This is a genomic window from bacterium (assembly GCA_026708015.1).
GTDB lineage: Bacteria > Actinomycetota > Acidimicrobiia > Acidimicrobiales > Bin134 > Poriferisocius.
The window spans coordinates 1-5,599 of record JAPOVT010000058.1; the positions used below are offsets into that span (position 1 = coordinate 1).

6 protein-coding genes are annotated in these 5,599 nt (G+C 61.0%); 4 read left to right on the forward strand and 2 right to left on the reverse strand.

Features of this window, described 5'->3' with window-relative positions; genetic code table 11:
* Both OXG30_15650 and OXG30_15655 read right to left on the reverse strand, forming a co-directional pair.
* A partial coding sequence (locus OXG30_15650) for a hypothetical protein (GenBank protein ID MCY4136323.1) occupies nt 1-325 on the reverse strand: 325 nt, incomplete at its 3' end.
* A gap of 20 nt (nt 326-345) precedes the next feature.
* Nucleotides 346-1,848, reverse strand: a complete 1,503-nt coding sequence (locus tag OXG30_15655; protein MCY4136324.1) for a sulfatase-like hydrolase/transferase — start codon at nt 1,846-1,848, stop codon at nt 346-348.
* A gap of 196 nt (nt 1,849-2,044) precedes the next feature.
* On the opposite strand from OXG30_15655, the gene OXG30_15660 reads away from it, so the two are divergent.
* From OXG30_15660 to OXG30_15675, 4 genes are all read left to right on the forward strand, one after another.
* Nucleotides 2,045-2,962 (forward strand): NAD(P)-dependent oxidoreductase, encoded by a 918-nt coding sequence (locus OXG30_15660; protein MCY4136325.1) that lies wholly within the window; start codon nt 2,045-2,047, stop codon nt 2,960-2,962.
* 64 nt (nt 2,963-3,026) lie between these two features.
* Nucleotides 3,027-3,971 (forward strand): hypothetical protein, encoded by a 945-nt coding sequence (locus OXG30_15665; protein ID MCY4136326.1) that lies wholly within the window; start codon nt 3,027-3,029, stop codon nt 3,969-3,971.
* 125 nt (nt 3,972-4,096) lie between these two features.
* Nucleotides 4,097-4,309 (forward strand): hypothetical protein, encoded by a 213-nt coding sequence (locus OXG30_15670; GenBank protein ID MCY4136327.1) that lies wholly within the window; start codon nt 4,097-4,099, stop codon nt 4,307-4,309.
* 34 nt (nt 4,310-4,343) lie between these two features.
* The coding region (locus OXG30_15675) for an extracellular solute-binding protein (protein ID MCY4136328.1) at nt 4,344-5,599 on the forward strand (1,256 nt) is incomplete at its 3' end.

The following is a 5,599-nucleotide window of genomic DNA, read 5'->3' on the forward strand; positions in this document are numbered from 1 at the left end:
GGGGGACCCGCGGCCAAATGGGCCGCGCCCGGAACCGGGGCTTCAAGTCGCCGGAAATCCCTTCGCGGTCGAGAGCGCTCCGTCCCAGCATCCGCCCGGCTACTCGCTGCAGCTGGTTGTAGCTTTCCGGTCTTCGACCAACGAACTCTCCCCGCACGCCCACGTCGGTATCGATCGTGAGCGCGTAGCGCATGGGCCGGAGTGTTTCTCCTGGTTGGTATTGCATTTCGCAGCCGTCCGGCGTCATCCCCAGATTCTCCAACTCCACGAAGAACTCAACGGCCTCGATTCGCGTGATCGTCGGTCGCCTCTGTGCTCCCATCACCAATGCCTCCTTGCCGACCGCTATCTCCGGCCCGACCTGCCCAGCGGCCGCCGAAAGGCTGGCCGGTCCTCATACTTCTGAACCAGCGGCGGCCCCCAGTCCATGGCCATCACCGAGGCGTCGTAGGACTTGAGTAAGAGGTCCTCCCGCACCGCCTGGCACGCCGGATCGTCCCATAGATTCTCGAACTCATGCGGATCGACTTGTAGATCGAACAGCTCCCCAAAACCGTGGCTGTGATACACGACAAGCTTCCAACGCCGGTCGCGGTACATGGTTGCCATGGTTCCATCGGGAAGCGGCAGCGCGTCGTAGTATTCGCTTCGGACAAAATCCCGGTGCTCATCGGGATCGGCCCTTCCGGCAAGAATCGGCAGAAGGCTCCTTCCCTGCATTCGTTCCGGAATCGAAAGTCCGGCCAGGTCCAGCAGCGTGGGAGCGATGTCGACCAGTTCCACCAGCGCATCGCTGCGCAATCCCGTGCTGAAGTGCCCCGGCCACGACCAGATCAGCGGCACCCGCACAAGCCCTTCGTAGAATCGGCAACCCTTCAGCAACAGTCCGTGATCTCCCAGGGCTTCGCCGTGATCGGTTGTGAACACCACGACGGTGCGTTCGCGCTCTCCGGTCTCGTCCAAGGCGTCGAGAATGGCGCCAAGCCGATCGTCGATTAGCTCGATCATCGCGTAGTAAGCGGCCTGTACCGAGCGAGCATCAAATTCCTCCGGGTTGCGGGCTTTGGTCTGAAAGTCGATGTTTTTCAAGCGTTCTTGCTGGCCCAGGTCGCTCTCCCTGAAATGCGGTCCGGGCATCGTCTCCGGGTCGAACCGGCGGAAGTGCTCCCACGGAGGATCGAACGGAGGGTGAGGATCGAACGGGTTTACCGACAGCAGCCATGGTTGGTCGGAGCGCCGCGATTCGGAGATGAACTCGACGGCCTTTTCCGTGCACCAGGTCGTCTGGTGAAGGGCGACGGGCGCGTTGTCTTTGTCGGGCGTCGGTAACTTCAGCCCGCCGCGGTGCAAGCTCGACGTGAAGCCCGCGAAGGCGGCGCGGTCGCACCGCCCGATGTCGGATGGCGGACCGAGGATAGAGACAGGGTCCAGCCCTCTATCACGAATCCACCTCAGATAGTCGTTGCCATTGGACAGCCCCACCTTCGGACCGTTCGAGTATTCGTAGTATCGATAGCCACTTTGGTTGCGCGGCTCTTCGGCTCCCTCGCCGTTTGCCAGCCCAAGCTTTCCAACCAGGCCGCAGTCGTAGCCCGAGTCGGCAAGCATTCGGGTCACCATTGTGTGTTCGCTGGGGAAGTACAGCGACCCGTTGCTGTGGACGTGGAGCGTGCTCGGGTACATACCGGTTAGGAAACTGGCGCGGCTGGGTGTGCAGATAGGACTCTGACAATACGCGTGGGTGAAGGCAACGCCCCCTCCACCAGGCGGTCGAGATTGGGTGTATGCACGTGGCGATTGCCGAGCGCGCCGACCGTGTCGAAGCGCTGCTGATCGGTGCAGTACCACAAGATGTTAGGCCGGGCGCTACTCGTCACGGAAGACGGCCTCTCGACTCGGCGGGCGCGCCGCAATCAGCCAAAACCACCCGGTACTCGTGATTTAGCACTGCCATAGCCGGGAAATAGTATCCCAGGCCGCCTCGTCCTGGTCTCCGTCTTGGGTACACTCTGGCGGGATCTCGGCTCGAACTTAAGAGTTGCCCTTGCAGGAGCTTGCAGTGATGGAACAGAGTCTCACTATCGGCTTTGTCGGCCTCGGAGCTATCGGCTCCGGCGTGGCCAAGAACCTTCTGAAGGCAGGCCATGACGTTGTTGGGTTCGATCTCGTATCGGAGCGCTCCGGGGAGCTGGCCGCGGCCGGCGGCAGGGCGGCGGCCTCGCCCAGACTTGCGGCGGAGAAGACGGACTACGTGATGACCGCGCTGCCTGAACCCAAGCATCTGGATGACGCCGTCACCGGTGAAGACGGAATTGCGAGTGCCCAAGAGCCGCCACGGATGCTAATCGACCTCAGCACCGTAGACCCCGACACCACCTTGCGCGTTGCCGAGCGCCTCCGCCTGGAGGATGTGCGAATGCTCGAGTGCAAGATAACCGGCTCTTCGCGTGACGCCGAAAACGCCACCATGCGGCTCCTGGCCGGCGGCGAGATTGCCGACCTGGATGAAGTGCGTCACGTCATGGACCGGCTAAGCGAGGAGATCGTGTATTGCGGCCCGCTCGGCACGGCGTCCACACTCAAGCTGATCCACAACATGCTCGCGTTTACGATCATCCTGGCCGACGCCGAGGCTCTGACGCTGGGTGCCAAGGCTGGCCTGGACATCGGTTTCATGGTCGACCTGTTCCGGAAGACGGTCGTCTGGAACAGGTCGCTCGAAGCCGTATTCGAAGGCTCGGTCTTCGAGCGCGACTTCAAGCCCGGATTTCTCACTCGCCACGCTTTGAAGGACGTCCGCCTGGGGACTGAGCTTGCATCTCGGATTGGGTCTATAACCCCTTACGCCGCCGTGACTCAACAGATGTTCACGGCATCGACCGCCAAGGGTTTCGGTGAGGAGAACTTCACCTCTGCGGTAAGGCTTTGGGAGGAGGTCGCGGGAGTAGAGCTCAGCGCTTGACATTCTTGGGGGAGTGTGTGGTACCTTCGCAGCCCCAACGACTTGAAGGCGGGAGGTGCGCCGAGTGATCGATGCAGACGCCCTCAGGCTGGCGTTGCTTCGGGCCGATCCGAAGCTGAGCAAGTTCAATCCCCTCCCGCGAATCCTGTGCTTCGACGACTTCGACAACGGCGTCAACGGCTGGTGCGAGCTGATCGGCAACACAGACGGAAATCTCGACAACATGGCCCGCTACGTCCGTGACTTTCATCCCGCCCAGTTGAGCACGTGCACGTACTTCGACCAGGGCACGCACGGGCCGATGTCGGGTACATACGCCCTCAAGGCTGCTACCCGGCCCGTTCCCGACCATATGGCGGTACTGTGCAAGCGACTCACGTGGCAAGACCTTGGGCCGGTGCAAATGGAGATGTACTTCAGCTACAAGTCCGAATGGAACTTCGAGCCGGTGCCCGAAGGCGGACGGGAATGGGATGGAAACTACCATCCCTCGGAAGCGCAGTTCGGCGACATCATGATCGGTAACGACATTCAAATCGACGACGAGGGACGGCGAACTCACTGCGCGCTTCGCTACGTCAACGCCGATGCTCAGGGCAACTTGATTCGGCGTTGGAAATACAAAACGTCGCTGCAGGTAACGCGCAGGACGATCAGAGACATGTTCCCCGACGACTATCTCGACCGTCCGCTCGAGGACTTCCAGGTGCAGGACCCGGCGGACTGGGAGGACGTTCCCGATGGATATCAGCCGCTCTGCTACAACGAGATTCCGTCCAAAGTGAACTGGCACTACCTGCGGTGGGTGTTTGACATCGGCAGGGGCCGCAACGTCGAGCTTCAGGTCAACGACAAGGTCATGGACCTACGCGACATCCCGGTTCCGGTGCACGATTCCCCCTATTGGGGGCTCGCCCGTTTGTTGAATCTTGAGATCAACGTGCGTACGCGGGTGCCGATTCGCAATTTCCTGTACGTCGATTCGTTGTTGATTTCGGCCGACTGGTAGCGAGCGTGAGAACGTCCCACACCGCGGTAGTCGAACGAAACTCGACGTTCACTTCCAGTTTCGACACCGAGCCGCACGAGTGCGCTTGGGCGTCGGAAGCCAGATGGTTCGTCCGAATACTCAGCATGAGTCAGGGCGCCGAGCTTACGGCTAGAGCGCAGATTTCCCCGGACGGCATGCTCTGGATCGATGAGGGGACCGAGCTGCCCGTCATGCGCGAAGAAGGTCTTTACTCGATAAAGCTCCGGGAATTCGGAGGGTGGCTCCGCCTGCGCGCGAAGCTCGACGGCTCCGATCCAGAGGTTAAAGTGATTATCTATCTGGTCTTGAAGGGGTAGGCTGCCGGGTTCCCGGCGATGAGGAGGTAGGTTGATGAACTCGCGAAACCAGATCTTGCGGCGCAAGTTTCTTATCGGATCGGCGGGCGGTCTAGGACTCGCCACTGCTGCAATCGCCGGATGCGGCGAGGTGCAGACAGTCACCGAGCGGGTCGTCGAAGTCGTCACCAAGGAGGTGCCGGTCGAACGGGTCGTGACCAGGGAGGTCGTCAAGGAAGTCCCGGTCGAGGTTGAAAAGGAAGTCGAGAAGGTCGTCGAGGTCGAGAAGGTCGTCGAGGTCGAGAAAGAGAGGGTCGTCGAGAAAGTCGTCACGAAGGTAGTCAGGGAAGCCGCGCCCATGGTGAAGGCTCAGGCGGTGACTTACTGGCACGTCTGGGGCGGTCCCCGCTTGCCCCTGATCGAGGATCAGGTGGCGGGATTCGAGGAGCTTAACCCCCAGATCAAAGTCCGCCATACGCTCATCTCGCAAACAGGTATGGACGAGAAGTACCTCACCGCGATCGCCGGCGGCGATCCGCCCGACGTGATCATGCTCCACGGCCAGCGTCACCTTGTAGCATTCTCCGACAACGGCGTGCTGACGCCGCTCGACGAGTTGCTGCGAATCGACAACATTTCCAAGGACACCTGGTTCGACTACGAGGTCGACGTCTACACGTGGGACGGCAAGATGTTCGCCGCTCCGTTTTCCACGAGCACCAATGTGAACCTGTTCTTCTGGAATAAAGCCCAAGCACAGGAAGTGGGCCTCGATCCCGACATGCAGCCGCAAACGTGGAGCGAGTTGGAAGAAGCGGCGGAAAAGCTGACGGTGCTCGATGGCGACAAGGTCGAGCGAGTCGGCGTCGATCCGCTGCTCGGCGGTGTCCGCTCGAACTACTGGTTCCGCGCGTGGACCTTTATGAACAACGGACTCATCAGCAGCCCCGACCGTAAGCAGGTGCTCTACAACTCGGACGAGGGCAAGGGCGCGCTGCGCTGGCTCATCGATTTCTATGACACGACCTACGGCGGATTCGAGAACGTCCGGCCAATCGTGGGCGGAGGCTCGGCATTCCGCAACTCCTTCCTCGAAGGCAAGGTGTCGAGCCTTTTCGACGGTATCTGGATGTTCCTGATCATGGGAGCTCAGGCTCCCGACGTCGATTGGGGAGTCGCCCACGTTCCTTACAACGACCGGAATCCGGCGGCCAAGACCCAATACGTTGTCGAAGGCGGGTGGGGATACGCCATGCCCACTGGAGTAAAGAACCCCGACGGGGCCTGGGAGTTTCTCAAATGGACCACGAC

Bases quoted from the DNA above. Each gene is read 5' to 3' on its own strand.
- OXG30_15670 (MCY4136327.1), top strand. From the start codon at position 4,097: ATGAGTCAGGGCGCCGAGCTTACGGCTAGAGCGCAGATTTCCCCGGAC.